The organism is Desulfomicrobium salsuginis (assembly GCF_054657795.1).
The window spans coordinates 2,206,143-2,226,308 of the sequence record NZ_BAAHYA010000002.1; the positions used below are offsets into that span (position 1 = coordinate 2,206,143).

Here is a 20,166-nt window from a genome sequence, read left to right on the forward strand (position 1 = left end):
ACCTGCCGCCGCGAATCAGAATTTCCTTTACCCTCCCGCGGCCTTGGGTTAGCCTTCGCGCAAGGTTCCACCGGAATCCCGTCGCGCCCGACGCTTCCCCCCCACACAGGAGAACCGCCATGACGTATCTCCCCTGCGTTGGATGCGGGTGGTGCTGCATGCACGATCAGTGCACCGACTCACTGCGTCGGCACGGGTATCTGCCGCGCTGTCCCGAGCTTTTCTGGAGCGACGAGGCCGGGCGCTACCTCTGCCGGACCATGCTCGAAGGCGATACGGGAGACGCGATCAGGCGCAACCAGCATACCGGCAAAGGATGCTGCGCCCCCCTCAATTCCTGGCGCATGGACGTCCACAACCGGGACACATGAAACCGCATCGACCGGACCACGCATGAGCCACGCCTCGCCCGAGACGGACACGTCAGCCGAACCCGTCAGAAAAATCCCCTCCCCCAGAATGATGAGCGGGCAGCTCACCGTCCTGACCATCCTGGTGGCCATGGTGCCCCTGGTGTGCCTGGGCACCCTCGGCTACGTCTTTTACGACTCGGCCTACAGGACCAATGCCCGCGCCGTCCTCGGCAAACAGGCCATGAGCGCGGCCCAGAGCGTGAACGCCTTTCTCGAAGAGAAAATCTCAAACCTCCGCCAGGAGGCGGGGACAGCCGGCTTTGCCCAACTGTCCGATCCAGCCCGCCTGCGCGACAGGCTGCACATGCTGCAGGACGCCTACCAAGGGGTCTTTCTCGGTCTCGATGTCCTCGACGCCTCGGGCATGATCGTCGCCGACACCGGTCCCACCCCGGCCGCAGCCGACGCGCCGTGGTTCCAGCAGGCCATCAGCCGGCCGCAATTCGTCAGCAGCCTCGACATGAGGGACTCCCAGCTCTTCATCACCGTGCGCGTCGCCTCGGGTCAGGCGCCCTGGCTCCTGCGGGCGCACCTGGACCCGGCGCAGATCGACGACAGAATCCGGATCTTTCAGCCCGCCGGGCCGGGCGGCTCGTTCTTCCTCGACCGGCACGGCGCGCCCGACCCGTCCGCGAGCGGAACGAGCACGCGGGAAACGACGGCGATCCTCGCCGGACAGGTCTTTCCCGAAGGGCGGCCCGTGGTCATCGAAGCGCGCGACGACAGAAACGAAATGCGCATGTACGGATGCGCCCCGGTCAAGGCCTCGGGCGGCATCCTGGTCATCCATCAGGCCATGGACGACGTCCTGCGCCCCCTGGTCAACGCCCGCATGCTGGGGCTGGCCATCGTGCTCCTCGGGGCGGCCGGCATCGTCGCCACGGCTCTAGCCCTGGCCCGCCGCACCGAGCAGCGGCTGCTCAAGGCCGAGCTCACCCAGCAACACATGCAGCGGCAGCTGGTCGAGGCCGGCAAGCTCGCAGCCATCGGCGAACTGGCCGCAGGCGTGGCCCACGAGATCAACAACCCCCTGGCCATCATGATGGAAAACGCCGGCTGGATCGAGGACCTGCTGGCCTCGGACGATCCCTACAGCGTTGAAAACGTCACGGAAATCCGTTCCTCGCTGCAGACCATCACTATTCAGGGCCACCGCTGCAGGGAGATCACGCACAAGCTCCTGAGCTTCGCGCGCAAGACCGACACCACTGTGCGGGCGGTGCGGGTCAACCCGCTGCTCGAAGACATCGCGGGCTTCGCCCGGCAGAAGGCCAAATACCGGGAGGCCGAAATCCGGCTCGCCCTGGACCCCGACGTCCAGGAGGTCTCGGGTTCCCCCACCGAGCTGCAGCAGATCCTCCTCAACCTGGTCAACAACGCCATCGACGCCATCGACAGGCCCGGCGGTCTGGTCGAACTTCGCTCCCTCCGGGAACCCGACGCGGTCTGCATCACCGTCAGCGACAACGGACAGGGCATCCCCGCCGACGTCCTGCCCCGCATCTTCGACCCCTTCTTCACCACCAAGGCCGAGGGTCAGGGCACGGGCCTGGGCCTGGCCATCTGCCGAGACATCCTGTCCAAGATGAACGGCACCATCAGCGTCGAATCGACGCCCGGCAAAGGCTCCGCCTTCCGCATCCGCCTGCCCCTGCGGGACGAGGTATGACACGCGGACAAAACACCAGGGCCTTTCTCTACCCTGCCTGTTTGACTCGACTTATTTCTGCGGATAATAGCCTGGCGAATCCATCAACCCTCTCTGTGGAGCACTCATGTCCGAGGCCGGCACGACACGTCAGACGTCAGCTCACGGTGAGCTCATCGACATCCTCATCAAAGAAGGCCTGCTGACGGAAAAGCAGGCCGTGCATGCCTCCAGGCTGCGCAGCAAGCTCACCCGGCCCAAACCGCTCCTCGAAATCGTCAAGGAGCTGGGCTACGTCACCGACGAGCAGGTCACGGCCGCCATCCGCAAGAACAAGCTGTCCATGCGCATCGGCAGCCTGCTGGTGGAGCTCGGGCTCATCAGCGAGGCCGACCTGGAGTCCGCGTTCCAGATCCAGCGCGCAAGCCAGACTCCGCAGAAGCTCGGCGAGGTGCTGGTCAAGAACAACTTCATCAAGGAATTCAAGCTCCTCGAAGCGCTGTCCCTGCAGCTCGGCTACCCGTTCATCGACCCGCGCTTCACCAACCTGGATCTTTCCCTGCTGCATCAGGTGCCCTCGACCTACCGCGCCAAGGGTGCGTACATCCCCATCGGGCGTGTCGAGAACAGAATCGTCGTGGCCTTCGCCAACGTTCTGGACCAGGAGGAACTGGACGAGGCCCGCACCATGTTTCCCGAGGGGATCAGCCCAGCCATCGCCACCCAGGAGGCCATCGTCGAAGCCTACCAGCGCTTCGAACGCGGGGCGCAGTCGCGGGAAACGAGCGAGGAGGACTCGGCCGCGGGCATCGTCGAGCGCATCATCCTCGACGCCATCGATTTCAATGTCAGCGACATCCACATGGAGCCCCTGCCGGACAGGCTGCGCGTGCGCTTCCGGCGGGACGGCGTGCTCGAGCCGTACAAGGAGTTCCCCCGCGAGATCATCCCCAACATTTCGAGCCGCCTGAAGATCATGTGCAAGGCGGACATCGCCGAGAAGCGCCGCCACCAGGGCGGCCGCATCCTTTTCGAGTACCCGGGCGGCGAACTCGACATGCGCGCCTCCTTCTACGTGACCATCCACGGGGAGGCCATCGTCCTGCGCCTGCTGAACCGCCAGGGCAACCTCATCGACATCACCGGCATCGGGATGTACCCGAAGATCCTCAAGCGCTTCATTGAAAGCGCCCTCTCGCGGCCAAGCGGCGTCGTCATCGTCACCGGCCCAACGGGCTCGGGCAAGACGACCACGGTCTACAGCTGCATCCACCACCTGAACACGCCGCTCTTGTCCATCATCACGGCCGAGGAGCCCGTGGAGTACGTCATCCCGGGCATTTCCCAGTGCTCCATCGACCCCAAGATCAACCTGACCTTCGAGGAAACCCTGCGCCACATCGTGCGCCAGGACCCGGACGTCATCCTCATCGGCGAGATCCGCGACAACTATTCGGCCGAGGTGGCCGTGCAGGCCGCCCTGACCGGGCACAAGGTTCTGACCACGTTCCACACCGAGGACTCCATCGGCGGCCTCATCCGCCTCATGAACATGGACATCGAGGCCTTCCTCATCTCCTCGACCGTGGTCAGCGTCGTGGCCCAGCGCCTGCTCCGCCGCGTCTGCCCGGAATGCTCCAAGCCCTACAAACCCACGCCGGGCGAACTGCAGATGTTCGGGTACACCCAGGCCATGGTGCAGGGCGCGAACTTCCGCAAGGGCGCCGGCTGCTCCCACTGCCGCTACACGGGCTACCGCGGGCGGGTCGCGGTCTTCGAACTGCTCATCCTCGACGAGATGGTCCGCAACGCCATCCTGGAGCGGCGCACCAGCTTCGACATCCGCAAGATCGCCCTGGAGAGCGCCGGGCTCGTCACCCTGTTCGAGGAGGGCCTGGTCAAGGCCTCCGAAGGCGTCACCTCCCTGGAGGAGGTCATGCGCTGCCTGCCCCTGGTCCTCAAGCCCCGCTCCCTCGAAGAAACCCGCCGCCTGCTCGGAGTCTGAACATGAACCAGGAAAAATCCTTCCTCGACAGCCTGAAGGAGCACGTGGTCTCGGGCAAGGCGCAGCTACCGGCCTTCGACCGCACGGGCCTGGCCATCCAGGAGGAGATGGCCAAGCCGGACCCGGACATGCAGGCCATCGAAAAGCACATCCTGCGCGACCCGGCCCTGACCAGTCAGCTGCTCAAAATGGCCAACTCGTCCTTCTACCGCGGCATGCTGGAGATCACCACGGTCCGCAACGCCATCGTCCGCCTGGGCCTGGCCGAGGTGTCGGGCCTCGTGACCATGCTGACCCAGAAGAAATCCTTCGCCACCCAGGACCCGTTCATCCGCGAGTACATGGACGAACTCTGGATCCACTCCGTGGCATGCGCCCTGGGCGCCAAATGGATCGCCAAGGAGTGCCGCCTGCCGAGCAAGATGAACGAGGCCTTTTTCGCCGGGCTGCTGCACGACATCGGCAAGGCGTTTCTGCTGCTGGCCATCTCCGACATGAAGAAAAACGGGGAGCTGGGCGAGACCGTCCCCCGCACCTTCATCGAGGAGGCGCTGGATTCCCTGCACGCGGCCCTGGGTGCGCAGCTCCTCAAGACCTGGAACCTCCCGGACGTGTACTGCATGGTAGCCAGACACCATCACGACGAGGACATGCAGGACCGCGACGTCGTCCTGCTCATGGTCAGCCTGGCCAACAAGGTCCTGGCCAAGGCCGGCATCGGCATCACCCGCACCCCGGACATCGACCTTGCCACCAGCCCCGAGGCCATCCAGCTGGACCTGTCCGAGATCAAGGTCGCGGAACTGGAGCTGACCATGGAGGATTACGTGGCCTTCATCCAGGAAGGGGAAGCCTAGCCCCGCCGCACCCCCCGCAGTTCAAGCAGATCGGGCCGGCTCCTTTCAGGAACCGGCCCGATCTCGTTTCTACCAGCCGCCGCCTCCGCCGCCGCCACCGCCGCCACCGGAGGAGCCGCCCCCTCCCATTCCCGAAGAGCTCCCGGGAGCGGAAGAGGCCGAGGACACGGCCGACGACACGCCGCTGCCCAGACCCGTCGCGAAGCCGCCGGGGTGCAGGGAGTTCCAGTGTCGCCCGGCATACCAACCCGGCTCGTACCCCGCCCGGCTCAGGATGCCGGCGAACCGTTCGCCCCACTCGTTCTCCACATCCAGGGCCATGGCGTAGGGCAGGAACTTCTCGAAGAGCTCCGGCGTCTCGTCGGGCGGGTGGATGAAATTGAGGCGGTCCTCCTCGGCCACGGACAGGTAGCGCCGAAACCCCTCGATCTCGTCGAGGACGCGGCGACCGGCCTGGGTCGGGGCCTTGAGCAGTTCGTAGAAGACGGCGTTGGTCAGTATCATCCCCAGAAAGACGGCGCCCGGCGCGAGGCCGGTCTGGCTGAGCAGGAAACTCAGGCCCATGACCTCCCCGCCCAGGAAAGGCAGGGAAAAGGCCAAAAGCGCCATGGCCCCGACCTTGCCCATGACGCCCCGCGCCTGCCAGGCGGCAAAAGCCTTGCGCAGCAGCGTGACGCAGCCGAAGGTCCAGCCCGTCAGCCAGACGCAGAGGAAAAGAACCACGGGCGGAACGTCCGCGCCGAAGGCCATGGCCCCGACCGTGGCCAGAGTGATGACCACGCCGGGGGCCACCCAGCCCGAATTGGCCAGGAAGTACGTGGAGGACAGCTCCTTGCCGAGCTTGTCCTTCATGGCCTGCCTTGCGCGGCCCACGACCTTGTGGTTGGTGTTCTTCAACTCGGCGGAAGAGCCGGCCGTGCGCAGCTCATCCCAGACCGCCCGTTCCCCGGCGGACAGGTCGGCCGGGGCCCGCTCGGCGAGTTCGAGCCGCACGCTGGCGTTGTCCGCTATCCTGAGACCGCCCTTGACCGCGATGTTCACGATGCCCGCCGTGAAGGCCGTGTTGTCGAATTTCATGCGCCACAGCATGCGCACCATGGCCGGCGAAAAACCCTTGGGCGGGGCGAAGCGCGGGATGATCACGCCCTTGGCCGGGTCCCGGCCGACCCTGAGCCAGGCCAGCAGGTAGTAGGTTAAGAGCAGCGCGGCCCCGAAGCCGACGAACACAAGGCTTCCGCCCTCGGCCATGATTGTCTCGGCCACGCCCGGCGCCGGTGGTTCGGCCACGAAGCCCTTGGGCCAGGACACGGCGATGGTCAAGCCCTCGCCGGGATCGTACGGCCGGGACGAGGCGAAGACGACGCGGTTCTCCCCGGCCGCGAAGGTCCGGCTGTCCGTGCTGCCCTGTGGCCCCTCGTAGGCCACGGCCTCAAGGGCCGCGGCCCCGCCCGGCAGGTGCACGACGCAGCCGACCCGGTCCAGGGGCAGCCGCCAGCCGTTGCCGTTGACGTTCCAGTAGAGTTCGTCGTGATCGCGAAAGAAGCCCAGCTGGCGGGTCGTCGAGTACGTCAGGGTGTACGTGTAGGTGCCGGGCGCAAGGATGACGTCCTTCTGCCCGATGTAGATCGCCACACCGTTGGACCTGTTTTCCGTGTGGTAGGGCTCGGGCCGCCCGTCGCGCCGGACGTCGGCGAGGGTGAAGCCCACCCGCACGGTCTTCCCGTCCGCGCCCTGGTACGTGGTCGGAAACTCGCGCACGATGCCGCGCCTGATCTGATCCCCCGTCGCCAGGACCGTGATGTTCTCCGTGACCACCATGGACCCGTCGGGGTCGATGACGACCGTGGAGGCGAAGTCGAGGATGCGCTCCGGCTGGGCGTACAGCGGACAGGCGGCGACGAGGGTCAGCAGGAATGCGAGAACCAGTCTGATGCGCATGGCCGCCGCCTAGAACGAAACCGTCGGCACGGCCCGCTCAGCCGCGCTCTCCAGTTCGAAGAACTCGGCCTTGGCGAACCCGAAGCGCCCGGCGACCAGGTTGGAGGGAAAGGACTCCACGGCGATGTTCAGGTTGCGCACGGCGCCGTTGTAGTATCGCCGGGCCAGCTGGATCTGTTCCTCGATCTCGCCGAGGGTGGCCTGCAGCTGGGCGAAGTTGGCGTTGGCCTTGAGGTCCGGGTAATTCTCGGCCAGGGCGAAGAGCTTGCCCAGGGCCGCTCCCAAAAGCCCCTGGGCCTGGGCCGTCTCGCCCACGCCGTGGGCGTTCTGGGCCAGGCCGCGCAGCCGGATGACCTCCTCCAGCGTGCCCTTCTCGTGGGCCGCGTAGCCCTTGACCGTGGACACGAGGTTGGGAATCAGATCCGTGCGCCGCTTGAGCTGCACATCAATGCCGCTCCAGGCTTCCTCCACCATGTTGCGCATCCGCACCAGGCCGTTGTAGATCATGACCGCCCACAGGACCACAGCCGCGACCAGGGCGGACACCACAATAAGACCGATCATAAGCCCTCCGAAAGCATGCCGTTTATGCAGTCCTTCTAGGACAAAGGGCCCTCCTTGAAAAGCGCGTCCTTGCTTTTTGGACCGGACCTTGCCAGACCATGGGCACCAGACACCCTTCAGCCCGCGCGAGGTGATCATGTCCGCCGCAAAGAACTGGGTCATCGTCCTGCTCCTGCTCGTCGTCGCCGTCCAGACCTGGCTGCTCCGGGACCGCTATTTCCCCCCCGCGCCGCAAGAGCTGGCCGTGAGCGCCGTCAGCCTGGACAGTGCCATGCGCACGACCATCGCCGTGGAATTCGACCGCGCCGTGCCGGACGCCAGGCGCGCCATGCCCGCGCCGGCCGCCATCGCCCCCGCGGCCCAAGGGCAGTGGGTCTGGACCAACCCCTTCACCCTCAAGTTCCTGGCCCAGACCCCGCTGCCCCTGGACATGCAGTACACCCTGATCCTGAGCCCCGAGGTCTTCCCAGCGGATGTCCTGGCTGGCGGACGCGACCTCGTCATGCGCACAGGCAGCTTCGAGGTCCGCGAACTGACGGTGAACGAGCTGGCCTCGGAGGCCGGGGCCGACATGGTCGAACTGGAGGGCAACATCACCTTCAACGCGCCCGTGGACCCGCAGCAGCTCCTGCCCGCCCTGCGCCTGACCGAGGGCAACGGCACGCAGGTCGAGCTCGTCCTGCAGACCCGCTGGCGCTCCACGAGCTTCGGGTTCCGCAGCGTCCCCGTGCGCAAGACCCCCCAGGCGCGGACCCTGACCCTCGGCCTCGACCCGGCCCTGACCGTGGCCGGCAAGAGCCTGACGCTGGGCCGGGAGTTCCGGCGCGAGATCGTCCTGCGCCTGGACCCGGTGCTGCGCGTGGACGGCGTCTTGCCCCAGTCCGACAAGGGACAGGCGCGCATCCAGATCGAGTTTTCCGCGCCGGTCGACGCGGCCGCCCTGCGGGAACGGCTGCGCGTCGACCCGCTGGCCGAGGTTTCGGTTTCAGCCCGCGGGCGGACCGCGACCGTGAGCGGGGCCCTGGCCCCGGGCCGCCAGTACGTGCTGCGCATCGCCAAGGGTCTCAGGGCCGCGGACGGGGCGGAGCTTTCGGCCGACCACGAAACGCCCGTGCGCATGCCCGACCTGCCGCCGAGCGTGGACTTCTCGGCCACGGGCATGTTCCTGCCCCGCCAGGGCAGCGGGCTGCTTGGCGTGGAGCATGTCAACGCCGACAGCGCGGACCTGACCGTCAGCCGCGTTTTCCTCAACAACCTCGGCCCACTCTTCCAGGACTACGGGTATTCGATCTTCGACGGCGGCGGTGCCAGGGACACGGTGCCCTACCACCTGGGCACGGAGATCCTGCGCGAGACCGTGGCCCTCACGTCCGCGCCCAACGAGGTGCAGGAACGGACCCTGTCCCTGTCGGAGCTCATCCCCGACGGCCGGCCCGGCCTCTACAAGCTGGGCCTGAGCCTGCCGGGCGACTATCGCGGCGCCACGCGCTGGGTCCTGCGGACGGACATCGGCCTGGTGGCCAAGCAGGAGGCGGCCGGATTTCTGGTCTGGGCCGCGTCCATCGAGGACCTGCGGCCTCTGGAGGGCGTCGAGGTGCGTCTCGTCAGCAGCCGCAACCAGGTCCTGGGCACGGTCCGCACCGACGCCGCGGGCCTGGCCCGCATCCCCTCCTCCGGCAATGACGAGGATGGCGAGCCGGCCATGATCCTGGCCTCATCGGGCGAAGACTTCAGCTTCATCTTCCTGGAGCGTTTCCGCGTCGACACCACGGGCCTCGACGTCAGCGGTGCGAGCATCGGCGGGGCCGACCTGCAGGCCTATGTCTACGGCAAGCGCGACATCTTCCGGCCGGGCGAAACTGTCGACGGCGCGGTGCTAGTCCGCGACGGCCGCATCGGCACGCCGCCCGACCGCCCCCTGACCATGGAGCAGCGCGACCCCGAGGGGCGCCTGCTGCGCACCCTGAACCTGGCCCCGGACCGGGGCATGACCTCCTTCAGCCTGGACGTCCCCGACTGGTCCCTGACCGGGCGCTACCTGCTGCAGGCCATGAGCGCGGGCCAGGCCATCGGGTCCTGGACCTACCAGGTCGAGGAGTTCATCCCCGACCGCATCAGCGTTGAGATCGCCACGAACAGCACCGGGGCCGCGCCCGGCCGGGTCCTGCCCTTTGAAGTGGCTTCGCGCCACCTCTTCGGGCCGCCGGCCTCGAACCTGTCCGCAAGCGTCAAGGCCAGGCTCGTGGCCGCGGGCTTCGCGCCCAAGGGCTTCGAGGCCTACGCCTTCGGCGACCCAGGGCGCACGTTCGAGCCCCTGGCCATCATGGCGACCGAAACCAGGCTGGACCGCGAAGGCCGCGCCGTCTTCACCGTCGACATCCCCAAAGATCTCACCCCGCCCCTGGCCCTCGAAGCCGAGCTGACGGGCCGCGTGCGCGAGCAGGGCGGACGCGGGGTCACGGCCAGGCGGCGCGTGCCGGTGCACGCCTACAGCCTCTACCCGGGCCTCAAGCGGCCCGAGTCCGCGGAGCTGGAACCCCGCAAGACGGCGGTCTTCGAATTCGTGACCGTGGCCCCCGACGGATTGCGCACGAAGCACCCGGAGCTGGTCGCCACCCTCTTTCAGGACCGCTGGCAGACGATCATGCGGCGCACGGAGGAAGGCTTCGCCTACGAGTCCGTACGCAACCCCGTCGAAGTTTCGACCCAGCGCGTGGCCGCAGGCGATGGTGCGGGCTCCTTCAGCGTGGTCCCGCCGGACTACGGCTCCTACCGAGTGCGCCTGGCCGACCCGCAGGGCGGGGCCGTGGCCGAGGTCGAATTCTACTGCGGCGGGTGGGGCTACTCGCCCTGGGCGGTCAAGAACCCGGCCCGCCTGGAGCTGATTCCGGACAAGGAAGGGTACAGGGCCGGCGAGACGGCCTCGGTCCAGATCCGCGCCCCCTTCCCGGGCAAGGCCCTGGTCACGGTCGAGGGGCGCGGCGTGGAGCACCTCGAAATCGTCGAACTGACGGGCAACACGGGCCAGCTGCGTATCCCCGTGCGCGAGGACTGGCAGCCCAACGTGCACCTCACGGCCACCCTGGTCCGCCGGGCCGGGGACATCCTGCCCGGCACCCCGGGCCGCGCCTTCGGCGCCATTCCGCTGTTCGTGGACAGCCTGTCCAACAGGATGGACGTGCGCGTGGACGCCCCGGCCGAAACGCGCCCCGAGACGGACCTGCGCATCACGGTCCAGGCCGAGCCCGGCGCACGCGTGACCGTGGCCGCCGTGGACGAGGGCATCATGCAGCTGGCCGGCGGCCGCAACCCCGACCCCTTCGGGCACTTCTACGCCAAGCGGGCCCTGGACGTGGCCAGCTTCGACAACTTCGCCCTGCTCTTCCCGCACCTGGCCCTGCACCGGCCCCTGGCCGGCGGCGGCGACGCCCTGGCCGGGGCCTCGTCCTTCATGCGCACCGAAGGCATCCGCAGGGTGCGCCCCGTAACCTTCTGGTCCGGCGTGCTCACGGCCGGGGCCGACGGTTCCGTGACCCACAGCCTGCGCCTGCCCGACTTCCAGGGCGCCCTACGCATCGTGGCCGTGGCCAACCGCGACCGCGCCTTCGGCACGGGCACGGCCATGACCCGCGTGCGCGGCCCCCTCGTCCTGACCCCGACCCTGCCGCGCTTCCTGTCGCCGGGCGACACCGTCGAGATTCCCCTGACCCTGCGCAACGACACGCCGACGGCCGGGGAATTCCGCATCACCGCCACGGTTTCCGGCCCGGCCGGCCTGGGCGACATGCCCGCCCCCCTGCCCCTCGATCCGGGACGCGAAGGCACCGTGTACGTGCCCCTGCGCTGCGGCGCCGATGAGGGCAAGGTCAGCCTGGCCTTCACGGCCGCCGGGAACGGGGAGACGGCCTCGGGCAGAGAGGAGCTCGACCAGCGCTCGCCCCTGCCCGTGGAGCGCCTGCTGGAAAACACGGCCCTCGGGGAGGAGTCGGGGCGGATCGCCGGGCCGGCCCCGGACAGGCTGATCCCCGGCACGGTCAGGCGCACCGTGCGCCTGTCCACGTCGCCGCTGACGCGCTTCGCGGGACAGCTGGAGAACCTGCTGGGCTACCCGTACGGCTGCGCCGAGCAGACCGTGTCCAAGGCCTTCCCGCTGCTCCACTTCGCGGCCCTGGCCGCCGATCTTGCGCCCGGGCGGTTCAACGCCGCCGGCCCGGCCGGCCTGGTCCAGACGGCCATCCGCCGCCTGCAGACCATGCAGACCCCGTCCGGCGGCTTCGGCTTCTGGCCCGGCGACACGGAGCCCAACCCCTGGGTCTCGGCCTACGTCTGCCATTTCCTGCTGGAAGCGCGCCAGGCCGGCCACACCGTACCCGGAGACATGCTGGGCGGCGGCCTCGGCTACATCGCCACCCTCGCCGCCCCGGAACCCGGCAGCCCGCCGGACAAGGTCGAGCAGGCCGCCTACGCCCTCTATGTCCTGGCCCTGGGGCAAAGACCCGACCTGGGCAGCCAGGACTACCTGCGCGCCACCTTCGGCAAGACCCTGAGCGGAGTAGCCCGGACCCTCCTGGCCGGCGCCTATCTCGCGTCGGGGAACCAGGCCCCGGGCTTCGAACTCCTGCACCTCGCGCCAACCTTCGACGACGCCAGGCGCGAGAGCGGGGCCAACCTCGGCTCGGGCCTGCGCGACAGGGCCCTGACGGCCCTGGTCCTGCTGGCGGCCATGCCCGACGACCCGCGCCTGCCGGACCTCATGAACCGGCTCGGCCAGGACCTGGGCGCGAACGTCTGGTACTCGACGCAGGAGACGAGCCTGGGATTCATGGCCCTGGGCAAGTACCTTTCCGGCCGGGACGACGACCGCCCCTTCGCCGGCTCCATGACGTGGGCCGGCGGGGCGCGGGACTTCGACGAAACGCGGCTCCTCGTGGTCCGGGACATCGCCGCGGCCGAAGCCGTCGAGCTGAGCAAGACCCCGGCCGACCGCGTGGTCTACGCGAGCGTCCTGACCTCCGGCACGCCGCACAGGGACGCCCATGCGCCGCGCTCCGAAGGCCTGGAGGTCGAACAGACCTTCCTGGACGAGGGCGGGCGGCCCCTGGACCTGGCCGCCGTGCGCCAGGGCCAGCTCGTCGTCATGAAGACGCGGGTCCGCAGCACCACCGGCCGCGTGGACAACGTGGTCGTGCAGAGCCTGCTGCCCGCGGGCCTGGAGGTGGAGAACCCCCGCCTGGCCACGACCGAGCGCCTCGACTGGATGCAGGAGGAAAAGACGCTGGAAGGCTACCAGGACCTGCGCGACGACCGCATCCTGGTCTTCACGGACCTGCGCGACGGCGACTGGCACGTGCGCCACGCCGTGCTGCGGGCCGTGACGCCGGGAACCTTCGCCTGCCCGCCGGTCCAGGCCGAGGCCATGTACGTCCCGAGCCTGCGCGCAAGCGGCCCCGTGGGTGAAATCCGCGTCGTGCGCGACGAACCGGTCCCATGACGAAACGCTCCCGGACGGCGGCCGCCCTGCGACGGGCGGCCGCCGTCTCGTCCCTTTGCCTCGTGCTGGCCGCTCTGCTCGGGGTCATTCTGGACCGGCTCTTCCCCTTTCAGGAGGAACGCCTCGAACCGCCCTTCTCCGCGCGCGTCCTGGACCGCGGCGGCCGCCCCCTGCGCTTCTTCCTGGCCGAGGACGGCATGTGGCGCTTCCCCTTGAGTCTGGACGAGATCTCGCCGGAGCTGACCGCGGCCCTGATCGACTCCGAGGACCGGCATTTCTACCGCCACCCAGGCGTCAACCCCGTCGCGGCCCTGCGCGCCCTGTGGACCAACCTGCGCGCGGGCCGCATCGTCAGCGGCGCGTCGACCATCCCCATGCAGGTCGCCCGCCTGGCCGACCCGCGACCGCGCACGGCTACGGCCAAGCTGATCGAATCCTTCCGGGCCCTGCAGCTCTGCGCCCGCCATTCCAAGGCCGAAATCCTGCGCTGGTACGTGAACATGGCGCCCTTCGGCTCCAACGTGGTCGGCGTGGGGGCCGCGTCATGGCACTATTTCGGCAAGGACCCGCGCGCCCTTTCCCTGGGCGAGATCGCCCTGCTCTCGGTCCTGCCGCGTTCCCCCTCCCGCTACAACCCGCTGCGAAACCCCGAGGCGGCCCGCGCCGTGCGCGACAGGGTGCTGGGGCGGTTCGCGGCCCACGGCGTCTTCGAGCCCGGCCGGGTGGCCGAGAGCATGGCGCTGCCGCTCCTGGCCTCGCGTTCCCCGGTGCCGCAGGGCGCGCCCCACTTCAGCCGCTGGGTGCGCTCGCGGCTGCCCGGCGAGAGCGTCATCCGCACGAGCCTTGACGCCCGCATGCAGGGCATCGCCGAGGCCCTCGTGGCCGGACGGATGGAGGGCCTGCGGCGCGAGGCCGTGGGCAACGCCGCCGTGGTCGTCATGGATGTCGAAAGCCGCCGCATCCTGGCCTGGGTTGGCTCGGCCGACTTCTGGGCCGCCGGGGAGGGCCAGGTCGACAACGCGCTGTCGCGGCGATCCCCAGGCTCGACCCTCAAGCCGTTCCTCTACGCCCTGGCCTTCGACCGCGGGGAGCTTGTTCCCGACTCCATGCTCCTCGACGTGCCCACGGACTTCTCCGGCTACGCACCCGAAAACTACGGACAGAACTTCCAGGGCCTGGTCAGCGCGCGCACGGCCCTGGCCGGATCCCTGAACGTCCCGGCCGTGCGCCTCCTGCACCGTCTGGGCACCGCGCCGTTCCTGGACCTGCTGCGTAGCGGGGGCCTGTCCACCCTGGAGCGGCCGGCCGGGCACTACGGGCTGCCCCTGGCCCTGGGCGGCTGCGAGGTGCGCCTGCTGGAGCTGACCAACCTCTATGCGTCCCTGGCCGCGGGAGGCGTGTTCAAGCCGGTCGAACCCCTGGCCGGACAGCCGGAAAAATCCGGGAGCGCGGAGCGGCTCTTTTCCCCCGAGGCCGCGGCCATGGTCCTGGACATCCTGGCCTCGACGAGGCGGCCCGACCTGCCCGACGCCTGGCAGTTCACCGTCGGCGCCCCGGCCGTGGCCTGGAAGACGGGGACGTCCTTCGGCCACCGCGACGCCTGGGCCGTGGGCGTGAACCGCGACCTGGCCATCGGGGTCTGGACGGGCAACCCTGACGGCTCCCAGTGCGCGGGCATCTCGGGCACGCGCCACGCCGCCCCGCTGCTCTTCGACCTCTTCCGGACCCTGGCCCCGGGCGGCGGACGCCTGCCGGACTTCCCGGCCCCTGGCCTGACGCGAACGGACGTCTGCGCCGACAGCGGGGACAGGCCGGGCCCCTTCTGCCCCACGGTCTCAAGCCCGGCCATCGCCGGCGTGACGCGTCTGCCGGTCTGCGCCATGCACCGGCAGATCTTCACGTCGCCGGAATCGGGCCTGCGCCTGCACGGGGACTGCCTGCTGCACCGCCCGTCGCGGGCCGAGACGGTCCTGGTCTGGCCGGCCGAGCTGGTAGCCTACAGGCAGGCCCAGGGGGCGCCGCTGCCCGCCCTGCCGCGCATGGACCCCGAGTGCCTCGACGTGCCCGCGGAAGCCGGACCCGTCATTTTGTCCCCGGACCCGGACACCCCGTATCTGACCCGCCCCGACGTGCCGCCCGATTTCCAGCGTCTGGCGTTGTCGGCCGCTCCCGGCGCAGGGACGACGACGCACGTCTGGTACGTGGACGGTCGCTTCGCCGGCCAGGGGCCGCCCGACAGCCCGTGCTTCGTGCCCCTCGCGCCCGGCAGGCACGAGGCGACGGTCACCGACGATCTGGGCCGCAGCGCCCGCGCCGCCTTCACCGTGCGGACCCCGGCCGGTCTTGGCAGCGCAGGCGCCCCCTGATAGGCAGGGGCACGGAGGCACCATGCCCATCAAGCTCCACCTCGTCTTCCGCGACCGCGTCGGCATCGTCGCCGACCTGTCGCGGCGCATCGCCGACCGCATGTTCAACATCGTGTCCATGGAAGTGGACCGCGTGGACGATCTGGCCCATGTCTACGTCGAGGTCGAGCACCGCGAGGCCGACGCCGCCCCGACGGACCTGGCGCAGTCCCTGGCCGACATCCCGGGGCTGACCAGTTCGCGGCCCATCGACACCCTGCCCCAGGAGGAGCAGGCCCGCAGGCTGCGCGTGGTCCTGGACAACATCGCCGACTGGGTCATCGCCGTGGACGCCGCGGGTCGCGTCACGACCATGAACGCCGTGGCCTGCGAAATCCTGGGCCTGGAGCAGGACGAGGTCCTGGGGGGCGACCTGCGCGAACTGGGCCTGTCCGACGCATCCATCCTCGAAGGCCTGCAGGGCCGCGAGTGGGCGGACGTGAAGAAGACCCTGGTCACGCCGTCGGGGCGCTTCCAGTACTTCGCCACCTGCCGCCCCATCCGCGACGGCGGCGGGCACATCATCGGCGCCGTTGAGATCGCCCGGGACATGCAGGAGATTCGCATGCTGGCCCGCAGCATCTCCGAGCCCTCCCAGATCAGCTTTTCGGACATCGTCGGCCAGGACCAGGCCATCAACAACCTCATCGGCTACGCCCAGCTCATCGCAGCCACGGACTCCATCGTCTGCATCCGCGGCGCCTCTGGCACGGGCAAGGAGCTCTTCGCCCGGGCCATGCACACGGCCAGCCGCCGCACCGGGCCCTTCGTGCCCATCAACTGCGCGGCCCTGCCCGAGCATCTGCTGGAGAGCGAACTCTTCGGCTACGTCGGCGGCGCCTTCACGGGCGGTCTCAAGGACGGCAAGGCCGGGCTCTTCGAGGTGGCCGGCGAGGGCACGGTCTTTCTGGACGAGATCGGAGACATGCCGCTGTCCTCCCAGGCCAAGCTCCTGCGCGTCATGCAGGACCACTGCGTGCGCCGCATCGGCGGGTCGCGGGAGATTCCCATCCGGGCCCGGATCATCACGGCCACCAACCGCAACCTGGAAAAGATGGTCGAGGACGGCTCCTTCCGCCAGGACCTCTACTACCGCATCAACGTCCTGCCCATCCACATCCCGCCCCTGCAGGAGCGCCCCGGCGACATCGGCCTGCTGGCCGAGCACTTCCTCTTCACCCTGGCCTCGCGCATGGGCCGTCCGGCCAAGGCCATCGCGCCCGAGGGCCTGGCCAAGCTGCGCGCCCACCACTGGCCGGGCAACGTGCGCGAACTCAAAAACGTCATGGACCGCGCGGCCATCCTCTGCCCCGACGACGTCATCGGCGAGCGCTTCGTCATCCTGGCCCACGAACTGGGCGACCGTGTCCCCGGCCAGGCGGCCCCGGCCGTGCGCCCCGAACCGGGCCAGGCCCTGAAGACGCAGCTGGACAGGCTGGAAAAGGACATCCTGGAATCGGCCCTCAAACGCGCCCGCAGCGTGCGCCAGGCGGCCCGGGCACTCGGGCTGTCCCACACGGCCATGCTGAACAAGATCAGAAAGCACGCCCTGCGGGTGACGCGGCCCCTGCGTATCGAGTGAGGCGCCGTCGACCCGAGACTTGCCAAGCCCATGCCTTCGTGGTCATAGCGACCGCATGACCGCTCGCCGCCGCCCTTTCCTCTTCCGGACCCGTCGGCACAGGCTTCTGCGCCTCTACCGGACCGTGGCCGATTTCACCTACGACCTCGAAGTCTGGATCGGCCCCGCCGGGGACCTGCTCTACATCTCCCCGTCCTGCAGCCGGGTGACGGGCTACGAGGCCGAAGACGCCCTGCGCGATCCGGGGTTCTTCGAGCGCATCATCGCGGCCGACGACTTCCCGCGCTGGCGGCAGGCCATGGACGTGCGCGGGGACATTTCCTCCATGGATTTCCGCATCCGGCGTCTGGACGGGACGGAGATCTGGCTGGCCCAGGAGACGACGCGGGTCTTCGACCCCGGAGGCCGCTTCCGGGGCTGGCGCCTGTCCCTGCGCGACGTCACGGACAGGGTCAGGACCCGCATGTTCCTGGACCAGGCCAAGCTGCATCTGGAGGAGAGGGTGCGGGAAAGAACCGAGGAGCTCGAAGTGTCCCGCGAACGCTACCGGGCCCTGTCGGGCTACCTGCAGGACAGCATCGAGAAGGAGCGCGGCCGCATCTCCCGCGAGATCCACGACGTGCTCGGCCAGGACCTGACCGCCCTGAACATGGGGCTGCACCGCCTGGAGCGCTCCTTCCCGGCAGGGGACGCCCGTCAGGGGCAGGTCGCCGAACTGCGCGGCCTGGTGGCCGGCACCCTGGAGACCGTGCGCCGCATCTCCCGCGAACTGCGGCCGCCCATGCTCGACGAGCTGGGCTTCGCCGAGGCCGTGGCCTGGCTGACGCGGACCTTCGCCCAGAGCTCGGGCCTGCGCATCGACCTCAAGGCCGGCCCCATCCCCGACCTGTCGGCGGATCAGTCCACGGCCCTGTACCGGGTCCTGCAGGAGGCCCTGACCAATGCGGCCAGGCATTCCGGCGCCACCCGCATCGACGTGCGCGTGCAGGCGTCCGGAGCGGCCCTGACCCTCGACGTATCAGACAACGGCGTCGGCATGTCTGCTGGCCGTCCCGAATCATCCGGCTCTCTGGGCCTCATGGGCATGCGGGAACGCATCCGCATGGTCGGGGGCACCCTTGAGATCACCGCCCCGAAGGCTGGCGGAACAACCATTTTGGCCAGGATTCCCCTGGCAGGCGAGGCCAGGCCATGCGCATCCTGATCATCGACGACCACGCCGTGGTCCGCCGCGGCACCATGAACATCATCGCCGACCGCTTTCCCGAGTGCGCCTTCTCCGAGGCCGGGACCCTGCACGAGGCGCGGCTCGTCCTGGAGAGCGCGACCTTCGACCTCATCATCCTCGACATTTCCCTGCCCGACGGCAGCGGCCTGGATTTTCTGGAACTCGTGCACCACGCGCGGCCGGGACTCCCCGTCATCGTCCTGTCCATGCACCACGAGACCGAATACGCCCAGCGCTGCATGAGCCTCGGCGCCCGCGGCTACCTGAGCAAGAACTCGGCCCCCGAGGAGCTGGAGGAGGCCATGACCTCGGTCCTGGACGGCGGGATGTTCGTCAGCCCGTCCCTGCTCGGCACGGGGGAGCGGATGGACGCCCTGGACGGCCTTTCGCGCCAGGAGCGTGAGGTCGCCCGCCGCCTGGGCCGGGGCGAGACCATGACCCAGATCGCGGCGGCCCTGGGCGTCAGCGTCAAGACCGCCAGCACCTACCGCACCCGCGCCATGCGCAAGCTGGGCATCGCCACCACATCCGCCCTGATCCGCTATCTCCTGGAACGCAGAATCCCCGGCCTGTAGCCCTGTCGGAATCGTCCGACAAGATTGCGTCCCGCCGGCCCGCGGCTATCCTCCCCGCAAACAGGAAGGATGTCATGGAACAGATCGGTACGCTTCTTCTGCTGGCCGGGGCCCTGGGCCTCGTGCTGTCGTTGTGTCTGCTGGGACGCCGCAGGCCGGCCAGGCTGCTGAACCGGAGTTTCGATTTCGGCGAGGCCAAACGATTCGAGAATTCGCGGTGAGCATGACCGACGAGGAATTCGAGGTACTGGCCTTCGACCCGCCGCACCTGGGCATGCCGGGCAGGCCGTCGTCCTGCGGGCGCAACGAGGACGACGGACGGTTCGTGGAGATATTTCTGACCGTGGAGGACGGGCGGGTCATCGACGCGGGCTTCCTGACGAACATCCCCGGCGACGGTCTGGTCTGCGCGTCCCTGTGCTGCGATGCGGCCCTGGGCCGCACGATACAGGACGCGGCAGCCTTGGACGAGGAGGCGTGCCTGGCCAGGTTGCCCGACAACTGCAGGCGCAGGGTGTCCGCGGCCGGCCTGCCGGATTTTTGCCTGCAGGCCATGCGCCGGGCGATCCGCCCGGCCGACTGAAACGCATGCGGCGTACGCGCCTGCCCCTTCTTTGCCTTCCCCTGCTCGGCCGCAGGGGGAAACAGACCCTGACTCCACGCTTCCAGTCAAGACACTGCCATTGCATCGCTGTGCAGCGTTCCCCGGAACTGCCCGGCATCATCAATCTCGACTCCTGACCTGGAAATGTCCTGGAACAGAGCGCCCTGCTTTTAGCGACAACAGAGAGCGCCAGCATTTCACCGCCGATTCCAGGCGAAGATGTCAAGAAAACTTGATAGTCTCAAAAAATTGATATCCCGCCGCAGCCCGCGCCCTGCCTGACGACAACCGCCATTACCCTCCGCGCGCATCAAGATTGATTGATGCCCCGCCGCTAGGCCTCGCGCCCTTCACGGGCCCAACTAACTGTATTTACGGATATTACTGAAAAACTCCCTGCTGGCACTCCTCTTGATCAAAGGGAAAGCCGGGATTCACGCGTCGTGCGTGTCGATGCCTGACTCCCGGCCCCCATTGTCCTCTTCCCACGGATGGAATGGGACTCATCCGAACCACAACCCAGACGCTGCATTAAGGAACGCCTCGTGAAAAATATCAAACTCGGCCCGAAACTCATCGGAGGATTCTGCCTGACGGCCATCGTCGCCCTGGCCATAGGTCTATCCGGCATTTCAGGCATGCGCGATCTCTCCGAAAACATGGACGACATCGGCCATGTTTCCCTGCCCTCGGTCGAATACCTGCTACGCACCAAGGGCAGCCTCGCCGATCTGCCCACGAACCTGCCCTTCAAGCCGGGACAGCTCCTGGCCGTGGCCAAAAAACTGCTGCGATGACCGCGACCCGAAGAAGAACCGCACCGGACACCCTGCACGACGCCGGAAAGAGCGGAGTT

General features: G+C 68.6%; 14 protein-coding genes. 12 read left to right on the forward strand and 2 right to left on the reverse strand.

Annotated elements, in window-relative coordinates; genetic code table 11:
* The first annotated feature begins 119 nt into the window (after positions 1-119).
* The 4 genes from ACYQ3G_RS17010 (at position 120) to ACYQ3G_RS17025 (ending at position 4,923) form a co-directional block, all read left to right on the forward strand.
* Positions 120-371, forward strand: coding sequence for a hypothetical protein (locus ACYQ3G_RS17010; RefSeq protein ID WP_028576531.1), 252 nt, complete (start codon positions 120-122; stop codon positions 369-371).
* A 22-nt stretch (positions 372-393) separates the two neighbouring features.
* Positions 394-2,082: an ATP-binding protein gene (locus ACYQ3G_RS17015; RefSeq protein WP_459827852.1), complete on the forward strand. Its 1,689-nt coding sequence runs from the start codon at positions 394-396 to the stop codon at positions 2,080-2,082.
* Positions 2,083-2,188: 106 nt separating this feature from the next.
* Positions 2,189-4,066, forward strand: coding sequence for a GspE/PulE family protein (locus ACYQ3G_RS17020; protein ID WP_459827855.1), 1,878 nt, complete (start codon positions 2,189-2,191; stop codon positions 4,064-4,066).
* 2 nt (positions 4,067-4,068) lie between these two features.
* Positions 4,069-4,923, forward strand: a complete 855-nt coding sequence (locus ACYQ3G_RS17025) for an HDOD domain-containing protein (protein ID WP_459827858.1) — start codon at positions 4,069-4,071, stop codon at positions 4,921-4,923.
* Between the two features lie 69 nt (positions 4,924-4,992).
* Here ACYQ3G_RS17025 and ACYQ3G_RS17030 read toward each other — a convergent pair whose 3' ends face one another.
* On the reverse strand, positions 4,993-6,861 hold the full coding sequence (locus ACYQ3G_RS17030) for a DUF2207 domain-containing protein (protein WP_459827861.1): 1,869 nt from the start codon (positions 6,859-6,861) through the stop codon (positions 4,993-4,995).
* Between the two features lie 9 nt (positions 6,862-6,870).
* On the reverse strand, positions 6,871-7,425 hold the full coding sequence (locus tag ACYQ3G_RS17035) for a LemA family protein (RefSeq protein ID WP_459827864.1): 555 nt from the start codon (positions 7,423-7,425) through the stop codon (positions 6,871-6,873).
* A 136-nt stretch (positions 7,426-7,561) separates the two neighbouring features.
* Between ACYQ3G_RS17035 and ACYQ3G_RS17040 the strand changes: the two genes are divergently transcribed.
* The 8 genes from ACYQ3G_RS17040 (at position 7,562) to ACYQ3G_RS17075 (ending at position 20,107) form a co-directional block, all read left to right on the forward strand.
* A complete protein-coding gene (locus ACYQ3G_RS17040; RefSeq protein ID WP_459827868.1) occupies positions 7,562-12,916 on the forward strand; it encodes an alpha-2-macroglobulin family protein in 5,355 nt (1,784 codons plus the stop codon).
* Positions 12,913-15,282, forward strand: coding sequence for a penicillin-binding protein 1C (gene pbpC, locus ACYQ3G_RS17045; protein ID WP_459827871.1), 2,370 nt, complete (start codon positions 12,913-12,915; stop codon positions 15,280-15,282). Before ACYQ3G_RS17040 ends, pbpC begins: the two co-directional genes overlap by 4 nt.
* A 22-nt stretch (positions 15,283-15,304) precedes the next feature.
* On the forward strand, positions 15,305-16,903 hold the full coding sequence (locus ACYQ3G_RS17050) for a sigma 54-interacting transcriptional regulator (RefSeq protein ID WP_459827874.1): 1,599 nt from the start codon (positions 15,305-15,307) through the stop codon (positions 16,901-16,903).
* A gap of 55 nt (positions 16,904-16,958) precedes the next feature.
* A complete protein-coding gene (locus ACYQ3G_RS17055; RefSeq protein ID WP_459827877.1) occupies positions 16,959-18,107 on the forward strand; it encodes a PAS domain-containing sensor histidine kinase in 1,149 nt (382 codons plus the stop codon).
* Positions 18,095-18,706, forward strand: a complete 612-nt coding sequence (locus ACYQ3G_RS17060) for a response regulator transcription factor (RefSeq protein WP_459827880.1) — start codon at positions 18,095-18,097, stop codon at positions 18,704-18,706. The genes ACYQ3G_RS17055 and ACYQ3G_RS17060 overlap by 13 nt, the downstream gene beginning before the upstream one ends.
* Before the next feature lie 74 nt (positions 18,707-18,780).
* Entirely contained in the window at positions 18,781-18,927 is a 147-nt protein-coding gene (locus ACYQ3G_RS17065; RefSeq protein ID WP_459827883.1) for a hypothetical protein, read from the forward strand.
* Positions 18,928-18,929: 2 nt separating this feature from the next.
* Positions 18,930-19,289: a hypothetical protein gene (locus tag ACYQ3G_RS17070; protein ID WP_459827886.1), complete on the forward strand. Its 360-nt coding sequence runs from the start codon at positions 18,930-18,932 to the stop codon at positions 19,287-19,289.
* A 566-nt stretch (positions 19,290-19,855) separates the two neighbouring features.
* Positions 19,856-20,107: an MCP four helix bundle domain-containing protein gene (locus tag ACYQ3G_RS17075; protein WP_459827889.1), complete on the forward strand. Its 252-nt coding sequence runs from the start codon at positions 19,856-19,858 to the stop codon at positions 20,105-20,107.
* Positions 20,108-20,166 lie beyond the last annotated feature (59 nt).

Bases quoted from the DNA above. Each gene is read 5' to 3' on its own strand.
- ACYQ3G_RS17010 (WP_028576531.1), top strand. From the start codon at position 120: ATGACGTATCTCCCCTGCGTTGGATGCGGGTGGTGCTGCATGCACGAT.
- ACYQ3G_RS17015 (WP_459827852.1), top strand. From the start codon at position 394: ATGAGCCACGCCTCGCCCGAGACGGACACGTCAGCCGAACCCGTCAGA.
- ACYQ3G_RS17020 (WP_459827855.1), top strand. From the start codon at position 2,189: ATGTCCGAGGCCGGCACGACACGTCAGACGTCAGCTCACGGTGAGCTC.
- ACYQ3G_RS17025 (WP_459827858.1), top strand. From the start codon at position 4,069: ATGAACCAGGAAAAATCCTTCCTCGACAGCCTGAAGGAGCACGTGGTC.
- ACYQ3G_RS17030 (WP_459827861.1), bottom strand. From the start codon at position 6,861: ATGCGCATCAGACTGGTTCTCGCATTCCTGCTGACCCTCGTCGCCGCC.
- ACYQ3G_RS17035 (WP_459827864.1), bottom strand. From the start codon at position 7,425: ATGATCGGTCTTATTGTGGTGTCCGCCCTGGTCGCGGCTGTGGTCCTG.
- ACYQ3G_RS17040 (WP_459827868.1), top strand. From the start codon at position 7,562: ATGTCCGCCGCAAAGAACTGGGTCATCGTCCTGCTCCTGCTCGTCGTC.
- pbpC (WP_459827871.1), top strand. From the start codon at position 12,913: ATGACGAAACGCTCCCGGACGGCGGCCGCCCTGCGACGGGCGGCCGCC.
- ACYQ3G_RS17050 (WP_459827874.1), top strand. From the start codon at position 15,305: ATGCCCATCAAGCTCCACCTCGTCTTCCGCGACCGCGTCGGCATCGTC.
- ACYQ3G_RS17055 (WP_459827877.1), top strand. From the start codon at position 16,959: ATGACCGCTCGCCGCCGCCCTTTCCTCTTCCGGACCCGTCGGCACAGG.
- ACYQ3G_RS17060 (WP_459827880.1), top strand. From the start codon at position 18,095: ATGCGCATCCTGATCATCGACGACCACGCCGTGGTCCGCCGCGGCACC.
- ACYQ3G_RS17065 (WP_459827883.1), top strand. From the start codon at position 18,781: ATGGAACAGATCGGTACGCTTCTTCTGCTGGCCGGGGCCCTGGGCCTC.
- ACYQ3G_RS17070 (WP_459827886.1), top strand. From the start codon at position 18,930: ATGACCGACGAGGAATTCGAGGTACTGGCCTTCGACCCGCCGCACCTG.